This is a genomic window from Bacillus crepusculi (genome assembly GCF_014764715.1).
Classification (GTDB): Bacteria; Bacillota; Bacilli; order Bacillales; family Bacillaceae; genus Bacillus.
Genome location: NZ_JACXXE010000001.1, coordinates 133,209 through 150,082 on the forward strand (window position 1 = coordinate 133,209; position 16,874 = coordinate 150,082).

The 16,874-nt window shown below is 42.0% G+C and carries 16 protein-coding genes; all 16 read left to right on the top strand.

The genetic code is table 11. From position 1 onward, the window contains the following. Positions 1 to 16 precede the first annotated feature (16 nt). The 16 genes from IEE86_RS00680 to IEE86_RS00755 all read left to right on the top strand — a co-directional run bounded on the left by IEE86_RS00680 (position 17) and on the right by IEE86_RS00755 (position 16,859). Complete coding sequence (locus IEE86_RS00680) at positions 17 to 2,122, top strand: glycoside hydrolase family 48 protein (protein ID WP_191095478.1); 2,106 nt, start codon at positions 17 to 19, stop codon at positions 2,120 to 2,122. Positions 2,123 to 2,206: 84 nt separating this feature from the next. Continuing rightward, positions 2,207 to 3,436: an endo-1,4-beta-xylanase gene (locus IEE86_RS00685; RefSeq protein WP_191095479.1), complete on the top strand. Its 1,230-nt coding sequence runs from the start codon at positions 2,207 to 2,209 to the stop codon at positions 3,434 to 3,436. 18 nt (positions 3,437 to 3,454) lie between these two features. Beyond that, entirely contained in the window at positions 3,455 to 4,585 is a 1,131-nt protein-coding gene (locus tag IEE86_RS00690) for a glycoside hydrolase 5 family protein (RefSeq protein ID WP_191095480.1), read from the top strand. Positions 4,586 to 4,825: 240 nt separating this feature from the next. Next, positions 4,826 to 5,299, top strand: a complete 474-nt coding sequence (gene rimP, locus IEE86_RS00695) for a ribosome maturation factor RimP (RefSeq protein WP_003211398.1) — start codon at positions 4,826 to 4,828, stop codon at positions 5,297 to 5,299. Between the two features lie 32 nt (positions 5,300 to 5,331). Then, on the top strand, positions 5,332 to 6,447 hold the full coding sequence (gene nusA / locus IEE86_RS00700; protein WP_191095481.1) for a transcription termination factor NusA: 1,116 nt from the start codon (positions 5,332 to 5,334) through the stop codon (positions 6,445 to 6,447). A 15-nt stretch (positions 6,448 to 6,462) separates the two neighbouring features. Further along, a complete protein-coding gene (rnpM, locus tag IEE86_RS00705) occupies positions 6,463 to 6,747 on the top strand; it encodes an RNase P modulator RnpM (RefSeq protein ID WP_008344742.1) in 285 nt (94 codons plus the stop codon). Next, entirely contained in the window at positions 6,740 to 7,042 is a 303-nt protein-coding gene (locus tag IEE86_RS00710) for a YlxQ family RNA-binding protein (protein WP_034317646.1), read from the top strand. Before rnpM ends, IEE86_RS00710 begins: the two co-directional genes overlap by 8 nt. Positions 7,043 to 7,061: 19 nt before the next feature. Continuing rightward, a complete protein-coding gene (infB, locus tag IEE86_RS00715) occupies positions 7,062 to 9,179 on the top strand; it encodes a translation initiation factor IF-2 (protein ID WP_191095482.1) in 2,118 nt (705 codons plus the stop codon). After that, positions 9,176 to 9,454, top strand: a complete 279-nt coding sequence (locus IEE86_RS00720) for a DUF503 domain-containing protein (RefSeq protein ID WP_191095483.1) — start codon at positions 9,176 to 9,178, stop codon at positions 9,452 to 9,454. The genes infB and IEE86_RS00720 overlap by 4 nt, the downstream gene beginning before the upstream one ends. Before the next feature lie 17 nt (positions 9,455 to 9,471). Beyond that, positions 9,472 to 9,822, top strand: a complete 351-nt coding sequence (gene rbfA / locus IEE86_RS00725) for a 30S ribosome-binding factor RbfA (RefSeq protein WP_007499525.1) — start codon at positions 9,472 to 9,474, stop codon at positions 9,820 to 9,822. Between the two features lie 68 nt (positions 9,823 to 9,890). Next, positions 9,891 to 10,820 (top strand): tRNA pseudouridine(55) synthase TruB, encoded by a 930-nt coding sequence (truB, locus tag IEE86_RS00730; RefSeq protein ID WP_191095484.1) that lies wholly within the window; start codon positions 9,891 to 9,893, stop codon positions 10,818 to 10,820. 18 nt (positions 10,821 to 10,838) lie between these two features. After that, positions 10,839 to 11,804 carry a bifunctional riboflavin kinase/FAD synthetase gene (gene ribF, locus IEE86_RS00735; RefSeq protein WP_191095485.1) on the top strand — a complete coding sequence of 322 codons (966 nt, stop codon included), beginning with the start codon at positions 10,839 to 10,841 and terminating at the stop codon, positions 11,802 to 11,804. 140 nt (positions 11,805 to 11,944) lie between these two features. Then, positions 11,945 to 12,214: a 30S ribosomal protein S15 gene (gene rpsO, locus IEE86_RS00740; RefSeq protein ID WP_008354438.1), complete on the top strand. Its 270-nt coding sequence runs from the start codon at positions 11,945 to 11,947 to the stop codon at positions 12,212 to 12,214. Positions 12,215 to 12,395: 181 nt separating this feature from the next. Beyond that, positions 12,396 to 14,513, top strand: a complete 2,118-nt coding sequence (gene pnp / locus IEE86_RS00745; protein ID WP_191095486.1) for a polyribonucleotide nucleotidyltransferase — start codon at positions 12,396 to 12,398, stop codon at positions 14,511 to 14,513. 126 nt (positions 14,514 to 14,639) lie between these two features. Further along, positions 14,640 to 15,593 carry a polysaccharide deacetylase family protein gene (locus IEE86_RS00750; RefSeq protein ID WP_191095487.1) on the top strand — a complete coding sequence of 318 codons (954 nt, stop codon included), beginning with the start codon at positions 14,640 to 14,642 and terminating at the stop codon, positions 15,591 to 15,593. Positions 15,594 to 15,626: 33 nt separating this feature from the next. Further along, positions 15,627 to 16,859, top strand: coding sequence for a M16 family metallopeptidase (locus IEE86_RS00755; RefSeq protein WP_191095488.1), 1,233 nt, complete (start codon positions 15,627 to 15,629; stop codon positions 16,857 to 16,859). Positions 16,860 to 16,874 lie beyond the last annotated feature (15 nt).

Consider the following 16,874-nt stretch of genomic DNA (forward strand, 5'->3'; position numbering starts at 1 on the left):
TCAAAGGGTGAAGGACATGACAAACAAAGAACGTTTTTTAACACTTTATCATCAAATTAAAAGCGATGCGAATGGATATTTTTCACCAGAAGGTATTCCGTATCATTCAATCGAGACGCTCATTTGCGAGGCACCTGATTACGGGCATATGACGACTTCTGAAGCTTATAGCTATTGGCTGTGGCTTGAGGTTTTGTACGGACATTACACAGGGGATTGGAGCAAATTAGAAGCAGCTTGGGACAATATGGAGAAGTATATCATCCCAGTAAATGAAGATGGGCATGATGAACAGCCTCATATGAACGCTTACAATCCTTCTAGTCCAGCCACATACGCTTCAGAAAAACCATATCCAGATCAATATCCGAGCCAGCTAAGCGGTGCTCGTCCTGCTGGGCAAGATCCAATTGATGGGGAATTGAAGTCAACCTATGGAACGAATGAAACGTATTTAATGCACTGGCTCCTTGATGTAGATAACTGGTATGAGTATGGGAACTTGCTCAATTCATCACATACAGCCGCATATGTAAACACATTTCAGCGTGGCCCGCAGGAATCAGTATGGGAGGCGATCCCTCATCCATCACAAGATGATAAAACAACGGGTAAGCCGAACGAAGGTTTTATGAGCTTGTTCACAAAAGAAAATCAAGCGCCAGCCGCCCAGTGGCGCTACACAAATGCGACGGACGCTGATGCGCGTGCGATACAGGCAATGTATTGGGCAAAGGAACTTGGCTATAATCGGTCAACCTACCTAAATAAAGCGAAAAAAATGGGTGATTTCCTCCGCTACGGCATGTACGATAAATATTTTCAAACGATTGGGAGTGGAAAGCAGGGCAATCCGTCTCCTGGGAATGGGAAGAGTGCCTGTCATCACTTAATGGCATGGTATACCTCTTGGGGCGGAGGACTTGGAGAGTATGCAAACTGGTCATGGCGTATTGGAGCAAGCCATTGTCACCAGGGGTATCAAAACCCTGTCGCTGCTTATGCTTTATCCTCAGATAAAGGAGGCTTAAAGCCATCATCAGCTACAGGAGCAAGTGATTGGGAGAAAACATTAAAGAGACAGCTTGAGTTTTATGTATGGCTTCAATCGAAAGAGGGGGCGATTGCAGGAGGCGCCACCAATAGCTGGAATGGAGATTATAGTGCTTATCCAGCAGGAAGAAGCACATTTTACGAAATGGCATATGAAGAAGCACCTGTTTACCATGATCCCCCGTCTAATAACTGGTTTGGGATGCAGGCATGGCCGATGGAGCGCGTAGCAGAGCTTTATTACATTTTTGCGAAAGATGGAGATAAAACTTCTGAAAACTTTCAAATGGCCAAATCTGTCATGACAAAATGGGTCAATTATGCATTAGATTACATTTTTATTGGCAGGCGTCCAGTGTCGGATCAAGAGGGCTATTTTTTAGATAGTCAGAGGCAGCGGATTTTAGGAGGGACGAATGTTTCTGTTGCGACAACGAATGCGCCAGGAGAGTTTTGGCTTCCAGGAAATATCGCATGGAGCGGCCAGCCTGACACTTGGAGCGGTTTCCAATCTGCAACAGGCAATCCAAACTTAACGGCTGTCACGAAAGATCCAACTCAAGATACGGGCGTACTAGGCAGTCTGATCAAAGCTTTAACATTCTTTGCTGCTGCGACAAAGGAAGAGACAGGAAACTATACAGCTCTTGGCATAAGAGCAAAAGAGGCAGCTGCACAGCTTCTTGAGGTTGCGTGGAATTACAATGATGGCGTAGGGATTGTCACAGAGGAAGAAAGAGAAGACTACTACCGCTTCTTTAAAAAAGAAGTGTATTTCCCAAATGGCTGGAACGGAACATTTGGTCAAGGGAATCAGATCCCAGGGACCAGCACCATTCCTTCCGATCCACAGCGAGGAGGTAACGGAGTTTATACGAGTTTTGCAGATCTTCGTCCGAAAATCAAACAAGATCCGGCATGGTCTGCACTTGAGAGTAAGTATCAAGCATCATTTAATGAATCAACAGGCAAGTGGGAGAATGGAGCGCCGGTTTTCACCTACCATCGCTTCTGGTCACAAGTTGATATGGCGACTGCCTATGCTGAATATCATCGTCTCATCAACTAGCAGGTCAACATCAAGCTGTCGGCTTTTTTAAGCCGGCAGTCTGAATAAGAAATATAAATCCAGTGAAGATAAGGGTGTTTTTACATGGTCAAAGAAAGAAGCTTTATTCATCATTCATTAAACAAAGGCGAAGATGGGCAGAAAAATCTGTTGTGGAAAAAAGAGGCGAATGATCGAATTTCAGAGCATAGACAAAGAGATCTTGTGATCAACGTTACAAATGGCGAAAAAAAGCCAGTAGCAGGTATAGAGGTTGAAATAAAGCAAATCAGACATGAATTTGCATTTGGTTCAGCGATGAATGACCAAGTGTTATTTAATCAACAATATGCTGATTTTTTCGTGAAATATTTTAATTGGGCTGTTTTTGAAAATGAGGCAAAATGGTATGCGAATGAGCCGGAAAGAGGGAAAATCACCTACGAAAAAGCAGATGCGATGCTGAACTTTGCAGATAGACATCAACTTCCAGTGAGGGGTCACGCTTTATTTTGGGAGGTAGAGGATGCGAATCCAAGCTGGCTGAGGTCACTGCCGAATCATGAAGTGTATGAAGCCATGAAAAGGCGGCTTGAGCATGCGGGCAATCATTTTAAGGGAAGATTCCGTCATTGGGATGTAAACAATGAAATGATGCATGGTTCATTTTTTAAAGACCGCTTTGGGAAAAATATTTGGAAGTGGATGTATGAAGAAACGAAAAAAATTGACCCTCAAGCATTATTGTTTGTGAATGATTATAATGTGATCTCATATGGTGAGCACCATGCTTATAAAGCGCATATCAATGAACTTCGTCAGTTAGGCGCACCTGTTGAGGCAATTGGTGTTCAAGGACATTTTGGAGAACGGGTCGATCCAGTCATTGTAAAAGAGAGGCTCGATGTGCTTGCTGAGCTTGGTCTCCCTATTTGGGTCACAGAGTACGACTCTGTTCAGCCAGACGCTAATAGAAGAGCGGATAACCTAGAGGCTTTATATCGCGTTGCATTTAGTCATCCTGTCGTAAAAGGAGTGCTAATGTGGGGATTTTGGGCAGGTGCCCATTGGAGAGGGGAGCATGCGGCCATCGTTAATTATGATTGGTCTTTAAATGAAGCAGGCAGGCGTTATGAAAAGCTTCTAAATGAGTGGACGACACAAAAAGTTGAAAAAACAGATGCTAATGGCAATGTGACATGTCCAGCATTTCACGGCACATATGAAATTCGAATCGGTAAAGAAAGTAAAGTGTTAAAACAGCAGACAATTGAACTTGATTCAAATGAACAAACACCGCTTCAACTAGATGTGATCGTACCTGTAGAAGGATAGATTGTGAGGAGAGTTTAAATGAAGAAATGGACTCAAAGGGTGTCTTGTTTTATCCTGCTGATCGCTGTATGGGCAGGCTGGCTTTCTCTTACCGTAAAAGCCGCCTCCTATGTACAAACATCTGGTACCCATTTTTTGTTGAACAATCACCCATTTTACTTCGCTGGCACAAATAATTACTATTTCCATTACAAATCAAAAAAGATGGTAGATGCTGTGTTCGATGATATGAAGGCAATGAATTTAAAGGTCATACGTATTTGGGGATTTCACGACGGGGTCCCTCAAGAAAACTCAGTCTTACAATCTAGTCCTGGGGTTTATGAAGAATCAGGTTTTCAAAAACTAGATTATGCGATTTATAAAGCGGGGCAGGAAGGGATAAAGCTTGTCATTCCACTAGTGAACAACTGGGATGATTTTGGCGGGATGAATCAATACGTGAAGTGGTTCCAGGCAGGATCACATGATGCCTTTTATACAGATCCTCGTATTAAAAATGCTTACAAAAATTATGTGCGCTATGTTTTAGAGAGAACCAATACGTACACAGGTGTTCAATATAAAGATGACCCTGCTATTATGACATGGGAGCTTGCCAATGAGCCGCGTGTGCAGTCTGATCCTACAGGAAATCTATTAGTAAACTGGGCAAATGAAATGAGTACATGGATCAAATCGATTGATCGGCACCATCTTGTCGCAGTAGGAGATGAAGGATTCTTTCGTATTGAAGGTCATGAAGATTGGCTGTACAGGGGCGGAGAAGGTGTTGATTGGGATCGTTTGACGGCTCTTCCGAACATCGATTATGGAACCTATCATTTATACCCGGATCATTGGAACAAATCAGCTCTCTGGGGAGTGAAATGGATTGAAGACCATATCGCCCGCGGAAAGGCGCTAGGAAAGCCTGTTGTGCTAGAAGAGTTTGGCTATCAAAATCAATCAGCTCGTCTGGATATATACAGAAGCTGGCTCACGACCGTTGAACGACTTGGAGGGGCAGGCAGTCAATTTTGGATTTTGACGAGTATTCAAGACGATGATACACTCTATCCTGATTATGACGGTTTCCGCATCATAAAGGGGAGCAGTGAGGCAGCTCTCATCAGTGAACATGCCAAAAGAATGAATGAAAAAAACTGATCCCTAGTGCCCGTATATAAGGAACTTCATTTGCATAAAAAAAATGGATATGGTATAGTTTTTATGGAAATGCTAACGATTACCGAGACAAGAGTGGGGAAACCCGCTCTTTTGTATTGAACAGGCAATTTTTGTCTCGACATTATTCATCCGTTTTCTGCTCCCCCTGCTCACATAAAGCAGGGTTTTTATGCAGAATGATTGATAAGAGCGTTTATCGAAAGCACAAGGAGGAAGAGAATGAGCAAAAAAGTAGTGGATGTCGTAAGCGAAATGGTACAGCCAATTTTAGATGGCTTACAGCTTGAACTCGTTGATGTTGAATTTGTCAAAGAGGGTCAAAACTGGTTCCTTCGCGTGTTTATTGACTCTGATAAAGGCGTCGATATCGAAGAGTGTGCCAAAGTGAGCGAAGCCTTGAGCGAAAAGCTTGATGAGGCAGATCCGATTAGCCAAAACTACTTTCTTGAAGTGTCCTCTCCTGGAGCGGAGCGCCCATTAAAGAAAAAAGCTGATTTTGAAAAAGCACTTGGAAAAAATGTTTTCATGAAAACATATGAACCAATTGATGGTGAAAAAGCGTTTGAAGGTGAGCTTACAAGCTTTGATGGTGAGATTGCAACAGTGACAGTGAAGATCAAGACAAGAAAGAAAGAGATCAATATTCCATATGAAAAAATAGCGAACGCAAGATTAGCAGTTTCGTTCAATTAACCTTTCCATTGATATAAGGGGGAACCATAAAAATGAGTAGTGAGTTGTTAGATGCCCTGACTGTTCTTGAGAAAGAGAAGGGTATTAGTAAAGAAATTATTATTGAAGCGATAGAAGCTGCACTCATTTCTGCATATAAGCGTAATTTTAATCAAGCGCAAAATGTTCGTGTTGATTTAAACCGTGAAACGGGAACGATTCGTGTATTTGCAAGAAAAGATGTTGTAGATGAAGTGTATGATTCTCGCCTTGAAATCTCTATAGATGATGCAGTCAGCATCAACCCGAATTACGTCGTAGGTGACGTCGTGGAGATTGAAGTCACACCAAAAGATTTCGGACGCATTGCAGCTCAGACAGCAAAACAAGTTGTCACGCAGCGAGTGAGAGAAGCAGAGCGAGGAGTAATCTACACTGAGTTTATCGATCGCGAAGAAGACATTATGACGGGAATCGTTCAGCGAATTGACAGTAAATTCATTTACGTGTCACTTGGCAAAATCGAAGCCCTTCTTCCGGTCAATGAACAAATGCCTAATGAAGACTACAAACCACATGACCGTATTAAAGTATTCATTACAAAAGTAGAAAAAACAACGAAAGGACCACAAATTTATGTGTCAAGAACACATCCAGGTCTTTTAAAGCGTTTATTTGAAATTGAAGTGCCAGAAATTTATGATGGTACTGTAGAGCTTAAATCGGTTGCTAGAGAAGCTGGGGACCGTTCTAAAATATCTGTTCGCACAGATGATCCTGATGTTGATCCAGTTGGTTCTTGTGTTGGGCCAAAAGGTCAGCGTGTACAAGCAATTGTCAATGAACTAAAAGGCGAAAAAATTGACATTGTCCACTGGTCTAATGATCCAGTTGAATTTGTTGCCAATGCGTTGAGCCCATCAAAAGTGCTTGATGTGATTGTGAATGAAGAAGATAAGGCGACAACAGTCATTGTCCCTGATTATCAGCTATCATTAGCCATTGGGAAAAGAGGTCAAAATGCGCGCCTTGCAGCGAAGCTGACTAGCTGGAAGATTGACATTAAAAGCGAAACAGATGCAAGGGAGCTCGGTATTTTCCCAAGAACTGAAGACTCTGAATCTCTTTTCTTAGAGGCTGAACCAGTAGCTGAGGAATCTGACGAATAAGAGGTGATATAAAAGGTGAAAAGCCGAAAAAAAATCCCGCTTAGAAAATGCGTCGTGACGGGAGAAATGAAGCCAAAGAAAGAGCTAATTCGTGTTGTTCGTTCTAAAGAAGGTGAAGTGTCTGTTGACGCAACCGGAAAGATGAACGGGCGCGGAGCTTACCTTTCTCTCGATAAAGAAACCATTCTTGCGGCAAAGAACAAACGCAGTTTACAGCAGCAGTTTCAGACACAGATTGACGAACACATATTTGAAGAATTACTAGAACTAGCTGAAAAGGTGAAAAAACCAAATGACTGAATCTAAGTGGTATCCTTTGCTTGGTCTAGCAAATCGAGCTCGTAAAGTCGTGTCAGGAGAAGATCTAGTGATCAAAGAAGTTAGACATGCGCGTGCTAAACTGGTTCTTCTTGCAGCAGATGCCTCGCCGAACACAGAAAAAAAGGTATCTGACAAATGCAAATTTTATAATGTTCCGGTTAGAAAAATTGAAGACCGTTCCGTTCTCGGACGTTCTATTGGGAAAGAAGCTCGCGTAGTTGTCGCTGTCACTGACCAAGGCTTCGCTAAGAAGCTTATAAGCTTGCTCGATTAATTTATTTGGGGGTGAACGAATGGCTAAAGTGAGAGTATATGAATACGCAAAAGCCATAGATGTTTCAAGTAAAGATATTATAGCAGCGCTTAAGGATATGAACGTTGAAGTGAACAACCACATGGCGACGCTTGAAGACGACACTGTGAAAAAGCTAGACGCTATCTACAAAAAAGCCAAAGCAAAAGAGACAGCTAACGAGAAACCCACAGAACAAAAAAAACAATCATCTAACAAAATCAATGATAGAAAGAAGAATGACGTGCAGAATAATCAATTTAATAAAAACAAAAAAAACAACAACCAAAATAAAAACAAAAACAAACGTGGCGGCAACAAACAGCAGCATCAGCAAGCTAGACCTGTGAAGCCTAAAAAAGAGCTTCCTGAAAAAATTGAATTTACAAATTCAATGACAGTTGGTCAGCTTGCCGAAGAGCTTGGAAAAGAATCCGCTGAAATCATCAAGAAGCTGATGATGCTTGGTGTGATGGCAACTATTAACCAAGAGCTTGATAAAGATACAGTTGAATTAATCGCTTCTGAATATGGTGTTCCAGTAGAGGAAGTCATCATTTTAGAAGAAACTGAACTTGAAAAGTATGAAGTTGAAGATAAAGAAGAAGATATGCAAGTACGCCCTCCAGTTGTGACGATCATGGGACACGTTGACCACGGGAAAACAACCCTTCTTGACAGCATTCGTAAAACGAAAGTCGTTGAAGGCGAAGCTGGTGGAATCACGCAGCATATCGGTGCATACCAAATTGAAGAAAACGGCAAGAAAATCACGTTCCTTGATACACCTGGACACGCAGCATTCACAACGATGCGTGCACGTGGTGCCGAGGTTACTGATACAACAATTCTCGTCGTTGCAGCAGATGATGGTGTGATGCCGCAAACGATTGAAGCCATTAACCATGCGAAAGCAGCAGAGGTGCCAATCATTGTCGCTGTCAATAAAATTGACAAACCAACAGCGAACCCTGACCGTGTGATGCAAGAATTAACGGAGCATGGTCTAGTACCAGAAGCTTGGGGCGGCGAAACGATCTTCGTTCCACTATCTGCAAAAACAGGTGAAGGCATCGATGAACTGATCGAAATGATTCTTCTTGTCAGCGAAGTTGGAGAACTGAAAGCCAACCCAAATCGTGCGGCAAAAGGGACTGTCATCGAAGCTGAGCTTGATAAAGGAAGAGGATCTGTTGCAACCCTTCTTGTTCAAACTGGTACACTTCATGTAGGTGACCCAATCGTTGTCGGAAATACATTTGGCCGTGTACGTGCAATGGTCAATGACGTCGGACGCCGCGTGAAAACAGCAGGACCATCTACACCTGTTGAAATCACTGGCTTAAATGATGTACCAAATGCGGGCGATCAGTTCCTCGTATTCAAAGACGAAAAAACAGCTCGTCAAGTGGGTGAGGCGCGTGCTTCAAAACAGCTTGATGAACAGCGTTCAGACAAAGCAAAATTATCTCTAGATGACCTATTTGAGCAAATCAAACAAGGCGAAGTGAAAGATATCAACCTGATCGTGAAAGCAGACGTACAAGGCTCTGCTGAAGCACTGACGGCAGCTCTTCAAAAAATTGAAGTAGAAGGCGTAAAAGTGAAAATCATCCATACGGGTGTTGGAGCGATTACAGAATCTGATATCATTTTAGCAAGTGCTTCTAATGCGATCGTGATCGGATTTAACGTACGTCCTGATGGAAATGCGAAGAGCACAGCTGAAACGGAGAACGTAGATATCCGCTTACACCGCATTATTTATAAAGTCATCGATGAAATTGAAGCTGCGATGAAAGGGATGCTTGACCCTGAATATGAAGAAAAAGTCATTGGTCAAGTTGAAGTTCGTCAAACGTTCAAAGTATCTAAAATCGGTACAATTGCTGGTGGCTATGTTACTGAAGGAACGATTACAAGAGATAGTGGTATCCGATTAATTCGTGATGGTGTCGTCATTTTCGAAGGTGAAGTCGACGTATTAAAACGATTCAAAGATGACGTGAAAGAAGTTTCACAAGGCTATGAATGTGGTATTACCATTAAGAAATACAATGATATCCGTGAAGGTGATGTTCTAGAATCCTTCGTTATGCAAGAAATCGAAAGAAAATGATCGGTTATACCGAATGTGAGTGCATCATTTATGATGCATCCTCACTGAAGGAAAAACGTGCGGTTCTTCAGCGAATATTGACAAGAACGCGCCATAAATTCAATGTGACCATTGCTGAAATGGATTATCAGGATACATGGCAGCGTACATCAATTGGAATCGCCGTGATTTCCTCATCTCGGGTTCAAGTGGAAAAGGAACTTCAGCGTATATTAAGCTTTATTGATTCTTTTCCTGAAATTGAACGAACGATCACGAAAACTGAGTGGTTTTAATTAGAGGTGATAAGATCATGAGTATGAGAGCAACCCGTGTGGGTGAGCAAATGAAAAAAGAATTGGGCGACATCCTTGGCAGAAAGCTGAAAGATCCAAGAATCGGCTTTTTGACTGTAACCGATGTCGAAGTGTCCGGTGATTTGCAAATTGCCAAAGTCTACATTTCTGTTCTTGGCGACGAGAAGAAAAGAGAGGAAACTTTAAAAGGCCTAGCAAAGGCTAAAGGGTATATCCGCTCTGAAATTGGCAATCGAATCAGACTTCGCAAAACACCAGAACTACACTTTGAATTCGATGAATCCGTTGATTACGGTAACCGAATTGAAAGCCTGATTGCTGAACTAAACACAAAAGATCACGAATAAGACGTTGAAATAAGGATAGGCGATGATCGTCTGTCCTTTTTCATCGTTTATGAAAGGAGAGAACGCAGATGATACATGGTGTTCTTTTATTACATAAAGAAAGAGGAATGACCTCTCACGACTGTGTGTTCAAAGTAAGAAAGATACTGCACACAAAAAAAGTCGGACATACAGGAACCCTCGATCCAGAGGTATCAGGTGTTTTGCCCATTTGTATTGGACGAGCGACAAAAATTGTGGAGTACTTAACAGATAAATCGAAAACGTATGATGCAGAAATCACGATTGGCTTTTCTACGACGACAGAAGACCAAACAGGTGAAGTAGTAGAAGAAAAAAAGGTACAAAAACCGATGTCAGAAGAAGAAATTGATGCTGCGCTGAAACAGTTTGAAGGAACCATTGAACAAATTCCTCCCATGTTTTCTGCTGTGAAAATTGGCGGGAAAAAGCTCTATGAATACGCGAGAGAAGGAATTGAAATTGAGCGGCCAAGCCGTGAGATTACGATTCACCGCATCGAGCGGACGACACCAGTCACATTTGAAGATGGCCATGTGTCATTCAGATTCACCGTTCTGTGCTCAAAAGGAACGTATGTCAGAACCTTAGCGGTGGATATCGGGAAAAAATTAGGGTTCCCGGCTCATATGTCACACCTCATTCGCACAGGGTCAGGTGACTTTACACTAGATGAATGTATCACCCTTGATGAGCTTCGTGATATGAGCGAGGAAGGAATGATAGATGAGCACCTTGTGCCGATCGAGCGTGCGCTCAATCATTTGCCGAAATGGGAGATAAATGATACATTAGCAAGTAAAGTGGAAAACGGTGCAGTCCTGCCAATGCCTGATGAATTTGCTCATTTTGCAGAGGAGGATCGTGTCGCTGTCTTTGCTCCTTCTGGCCGTTGTATGGCAATTTATATGAAGCATCCAACCAAGCAGAATCTGATGAAGCCGGCGAAGATCTTATCTCAGGACAAGCAATCTTAAAGAAAAGGTGACCATCTCGTGAAGACTATACATATTTCACACCCACATACATTGAATCAAAAGGAACAACCCCCGTCTGTGATGGCTTTAGGGTATTTTGACGGTGTTCACCTCGGACATCAGAAGGTGATTGACGAAGCAAAAAGGATTGCGGAAAAAGAAGGATTGGCCTTAGCTGTCATGACCTTTCATCCGCATCCATCACATGTGCTACAAAAAGCACGTGAACCAAAAGACTTAATTACCCCGCTTGAGGATAAAATTGATTTTATTGAAAAGCTCGGCGCTGATTATTTATACATTGTGCAATTCAGCGAAAGCTTTGCAGCGCTATCCCCTCAGGAGTTTGTGGATCAATATTTGGACGAACTGAATGTGAAGCATGCAGTAGCCGGTTTTGATTTTACGTTTGGCCGGTTTGGTGCAGGCACAATGGAAACGTTCGATGAATACGGGAAAGGGCGTATCGCGGCAACCATCGTGTCTAAGCTGTCTAATCAAGACCGGAAAGTCAGCTCTACCCTCATACGCTCCGCATTAAAAAATGGGGACGTTGAATATGTGAGTGAGCTTTTAGGAAAACCTTATCAGCTGCGCGGCATTGTCATCCATGGAGACAAACGCGGACGGACGATCGGCTTTCCGACAGCCAATGTCGGTTTATCTGCTGAATACATTATTCCTCCAACCGGTGTATATGCAGTGAGAGCAGAAGTGAAGGGCAAAGTGTATGACGGCGTTTGTAATGTTGGCTATAAACCAACATTCTATGAAAAGCGTCCTGATCAGCCCGCCATTGAAGTGAATCTCTTTGATTTTAACGATGAAATTTATGGTGAACCGATTAAATTACAATGGTACAAGCGTATTCGCAGTGAACAAAAATTTAACGGAATCCAGGAATTAACGGCTCAAATTAGTCTAGATAAAGAAGAAGCGATTCAGTTTTTTCGAGATCAGCTCAATCAAACAAAAAAATCATAGAAAAATGGCTCTACCATTTGCAAATTCAGCATATTTTTAGTATGATAATTCCTGTAGCTTTAAAACCACTTACTTGGCAGGCCGACTTCACCGACGGTTGCGAGGAAGATGGGGCTAACATGATTTGGAGGTGAAACAGGATGGCAATTACTCAAGAGCGTAAAACTCAACTTATTAATGAGTTCAAAACACACGAATCTGATACTGGATCTCCAGAAGTTCAGATCGCTGTCCTAACAGAATCAATTAACAACTTGAACGAGCATTTACGTACTCATAAGAAAGATCACCACTCACGTCGCGGTCTTTTGAAAATGGTCGGTAGACGTCGTAATCTTCTTACGTATCTACGTAATAAAGACGTAACTCGTTACCGTGAGTTAATTAACAAACTAGGCTTACGTCGATAATCGTAAAAAGCGGGAGGATTCCCGCTTTTTTATCGTATAATCACTAATATTTTATGGTTAAAATGTTGAAAGAATGGCAAAACCCTTCTACATACAGCTTTCACATTGATATGTGAAAATCATTTTGTTCATAATAAGAAATAACCTAAAATTTTACGACAAGAGAGGAGTTTTTCTCAGAATGGGACAAGAGAAACATGTCTTCACCATAGACTGGGCTGGACGTCAACTGACAGTTGAAACTGGCCAGCTTGCAAAGCAAGCAAACGGAGCGGTCCTCGTACGCTACGGAGATACGGCTGTGCTTAGCTCAGCAACAGCTTCTAAGGAACCTAAACCACTTGATTTTTTCCCGCTTACTGTGAACTACGAAGAAAGATTATATGCAGTAGGTAAAATTCCTGGTGGCTTCATTAAAAGAGAAGGGCGCCCAAGTGAAAAAGCAATCCTTGCGAGCCGCTTAATTGACAGACCAATTCGTCCACTATTTGCAGATGGATTTAGAAACGAAGTACAGGTCATTAGTATTGTCATGAGTGTGGATCAAGATTGTTCATCTGAAATGGCTGCAATGTTTGGCTCATCGTTAGCATTATGCGTGTCTGACATTCCATTTGAGGGACCAATCGCTGGCGTTACAGTAGGGCGAGTTGATGGAAAGCTGATCATCAACCCAAATGTTGAACAGCTTGAACAAAGCGACATCAACCTTGTTGTGGCTGGAACAAAGGATGCGATCAACATGGTAGAGGCTGGTGCAGATGAAGTACCAGAAGAAACGATGCTTGAAGCGATCATGTATGGCCACCAAGAGATCAAACGCTTAATTGAATTCCAAGAGGAAATTGTCAAGGCAGTCGGTAAAGAAAAAATCGATATTCCTTTATATGAAGTGGATCAAACGTTAGCAGACGAAGTAAAAGCACTTGCTGAAGCTGATCTGCTAAAGGCGATTCAAGTACATGAGAAGCATGCGCGTGAAAATGCGATTAGTGCTGTGAAAAAAGCTGTCGTTGAGAAATTTGAAGAAGAAGAGCGTGACGAAGCGACGATCAAACAAGCGAAGGATGTACTCAATAAGCTTGTCAAAAACGAAGTTCGCCGCCTCATCACTGAAGAGAAAGTACGTCCAGATGGACGCGGAGTAGATCAAATCCGGCCACTTTCTTCAGAAGTAGGACTTCTGCCAAGAACACACGGTTCAGGATTATTTACAAGAGGACAAACACAGGCGCTAAGCATTTGTACATTAGGTGCACTTGGCGATGTACAGATTCTTGATGGTCTAGGTGTTGAAGAATCTAAACGATTCATGCACCATTACAACTTCCCGCAATTCAGTGTCGGTGAGACAGGCCCAATGCGTGGCCCAGGCCGCCGTGAAATCGGACATGGTGCACTAGGAGAACGTGCATTAGAGCCAGTGATCCCATCAGAAAAAGATTTCCCTTATACGGTTCGCCTTGTTTCAGAGGTATTAGAATCGAATGGATCTACATCACAAGCAAGTATTTGCGCAAGCACACTTGCCATGATGGATGCAGGTGTTCCAATTAAAGCACCAGTTGCAGGGATTGCAATGGGACTTGTGAAATCTGGTGATTACTACACAGTGCTGACAGACATTCAAGGAATGGAAGATGCACTTGGAGATATGGACTTTAAAGTAGCAGGTACATCAAAAGGTGTCACAGCGCTTCAAATGGACATTAAAATCGACGGTCTATCAAAAGACATCTTAGAAGAAGCTCTTCAACAAGCGAAAAAAGGAAGAATGGAAATCTTAGAGAGCATGCTGTCAACGATTCCAGCTTCTAGAGGAGAATTGTCACGTTATGCACCAAAAATCCTAACGATGAACATCAATCCTGATAAAATTCGCGATGTCATTGGACCGAGCGGTAAACAAATCAATAAAATCATTGAAGATACCGGTGTGAAAATTGATATCGAACAAGACGGTACAATCTTTATTTCTTCTACAGAAGAAGACATGAACCAAAAAGCGAAGAAAATCATTGAAGATCTTGTCAGAGAAGTTGAAGTAGGTCAGCTTTACTTAGGTAAAGTAAAACGCATTGAAAAATTCGGTGCTTTCCTTGAAATCTTCAGTGGAAAAGATGGACTTGTTCATATTTCTGAGCTTGCGCTTGAGCGTGTTGGCAAAGTAGAAGATGTCGTGAAGATTGGCGACGAATTACTCGTCAAAGTCACTGAAATCGATAAACAAGGCCGAGTGAATCTTTCTCGCAAAGCTGTTTTACGTGAAGAAAAGGAAAAAGAAGAAGAGCAGTCTTAAGTGAGAACAAATAAAATGCGTTAGAAGCCAGGTATTCGTGCCAGGCTTCTTTCTTTTCTTACGGGTAACAATAGTTCTAGCTTGTTTCTCCCCATCATAATTTGTGATAAAGGGGAGGGACAACCATTGAAAAAAACAGTACCAATCATTGTGTTTGTATTTTTACTGCTCGCGTCATATCAAACGATGAAGCAGCCGGCTGCTGTCACATATATTGAATCAATGAAAGAGCATGCTGAGGTTGCATCTGTGTCAAAAGATATTTTGTATCAAGAGATTGAATCGAAGTCTTCTGACTATGAAGTGAAGGCGCAAAATGCTAAGATTGATAAAGTGTGGAAAAAGATGCCTGGCTTAAATGGACAGACTGTCGATATCGATGCTTCTTATGAAAAAATGAAGAAACTTGGGACATTCGATGAAAAGCTGCTTGTTTTCAATGAAACAAAACCATCTATTCATTTACATGAACTTGGTGCTGAGCCCATATATAAAGGGCATCCAGACAAAAAAATGAATGCATTCCTCATCAATGTGGCTTGGGGTGACGAGCATTTAACAAAGATGTTGAATACGCTAGAAAAGCATCAAGTGAAGGCGACCTTTTTCTTAGAAGGTAAATGGGTGAAAAAGAGCACAGACCTTGCAAAAAAAATCGTGGCAGATGGTCATGAAATTGGAAATCATTCATACAATCACCCGGATATGCGCACACTGACAAGAGAACGAGCATTAGAGCAGATTACCAAAACAAATCGTCAAATTGAAGAATCCCTTGGAAAAAAACCGAAATGGTTTGCCCCTCCAAGCGGCAGCTTTAAAGAAGAAACAGTGAAGCTTGCCGCGGAAGAAGGAATGGAAACCATTATGTGGACGGTAGACACCATTGACTGGCAAAAACCATCACCAGACACTTTACAAAAACGGGTACTTGGGAAAATTCACAATGGGGCGATGATATTAATGCATCCAACAGATGCAACGGCTAAAAGTCTTGACGCACTTATCACTCAAATTAAGGAAAGAGGATATGAATTAGGAACGGTTTCTGACCTCCTAAGTGAAAAAAGACATCCGTGATGCGATCTGTTTGTTGAATAGGAGGAGCAAAACTTGGTCAAAACGTATACATGCCAAAATGGAGTAAGAATTGTACTTGAAAACAATCCCACAGTAAGATCTGTCGCAATTGGCGTCTGGATTGGAACAGGTTCTAGACATGAGACAGCAGAGATGAATGGCATCTCACACTTTTTAGAGCATATGTTCTTTAAAGGAACCAAAACGAGATCTGCACGTGATATCGCAGAATCCTTTGACCGCATTGGTGGTCAAGTAAATGCCTTTACGTCAAAAGAATACACTTGCTACTATGCAAAGGTGCTTGATTCTCATGCTGGTTACGCCCTCGATGTATTAAGTGACATGTTCTTTCACTCCGCTTTTGATGAAGATGAGCTGAAAAAAGAAAAAAATGTAGTGTATGAAGAAATTAAAATGTATGAGGATACACCTGATGACATCGTTCATGATCTGTTAAGCAAAGCCATATACGGTGATCATTCATTAGGGTACCCTATTTTAGGAACGGAAGAAACACTCTCCACCTTTAATGGCGACTCGCTTAGAGCCTATATGGATGAATTCTATACGCCGGATCGCGTTGTCATCTCAGTTGCAGGAAACGTAAATGATACCTTCATTCACGAGGTTGAAAAATTGTTCGGCTCTTATGAAGGAAAAGGGAAAAAGCAGCCTGTAGAAGCTCCGCAATTTCATTATGAAAAGCTCACGCGCAAAAAGGAAACTGAACAGGCGCATCTATGCATGGGCTTTAATGGTCTTCCTGCTGGAGATAAAGACATCTATGACTTAATCGTCTTAAATAATGTTCTTGGCGGAAGCATGAGCAGCCGTTTGTTCCAAGATGTAAGAGAAGACAAAGGACTTGCTTATTCCGTCTTTAGCTATCACAGTTCATTTGCAGATAATGGTATGCTGACGATCTATGGCGGGACTGGAGCGAAGCAGTTAAACCTGCTCTCTGAAACCATCTTACAAACATTAGACGTCTTAAAACGTGATGGAATCACGCAGAAAGAGCTTGAAAACTCTAAAGAGCAAATGAAAGGGAACCTCATGCTTAGTCTTGAAAGCACAAACAGCAAGATGAGCCGAAATGGTAAAAATGAATTGCTCCTTGGAAAACATCGTACGCTCGATGAAATTATTGATGAAATTAACAACGTCACATTAGATGGCGTGAATAACTTATCTAAACGACTCTTTACAGAAGATTATGCGCTCTCGCTTATTAGTCCGACGGGTGATGTTCCTTCTGTATAAGCGAAAAACGGCATG